Here is a 539-nt window from a genome sequence, read left to right as displayed (position 1 = left end):
CCATCTGCGTGGTCGTGCACGCCGCCCGCGCCTGGCCGCCGACCCGGCCGGCGCTCTCGAGGTAGGCTTCGGTTGAGCCGCCGACCCCGCCGACGCGCGGCCCGTTGGCCAAGCGTATGTCCGCGCCCTCCGCGAAGCCCGCGATCTGCCGGTCGAGGTCGAACGCGTTGCCGCCGCCATCGGCCGTGCCGAACGAACCGAAACCCTGGCCCCAGAGCCCGAACACCTGCGGGTCGAGGGTGCGCACCGGCACGTTGGCCACCACCGGAGCCCGGCCCGGCAGGTCGGCCGTGTAGGTGGCCGGCAGGCTGCCGTAGTCGAGCCCGGTGCCGGGATTACCCCAGCGCAGCCGGTCGAGCACCGCCTCGCGCACGAAGAAGGCGGTCTCGTAGGCGGTGGAGACGGTGCTGGCGTGGATGTCGCCCGCCAGCGCCCGGAAGCCGCTCTCCGCCTCGCCGGTGGTGAAGCCGACCGCCGCGTCGAACAGCCGGCCGGCGCCGACCGCCTGGACGGCGTTGGCCGCCGCGATGCCGTTGCGG

1 protein-coding gene is annotated in these 539 nt (G+C 75.1%); it reads right to left on the bottom strand.

The genetic code is table 11. From position 1 onward, the window contains the following. A partial coding sequence (locus MKK63_RS25835) for an autotransporter domain-containing protein (RefSeq protein ID WP_244006711.1) occupies positions 1–539 on the bottom strand: 539 nt, incomplete at both ends.

It is taken from the genome of Methylobacterium sp. J-088, from assembly GCF_022829295.1.
Lineage (GTDB): Bacteria > Pseudomonadota > Alphaproteobacteria > Rhizobiales > Beijerinckiaceae > Methylobacterium.
The sequence above is the reverse complement of the archived record's forward strand: the minus strand, read 5'-3'. Positions and strand labels throughout refer to the sequence as shown.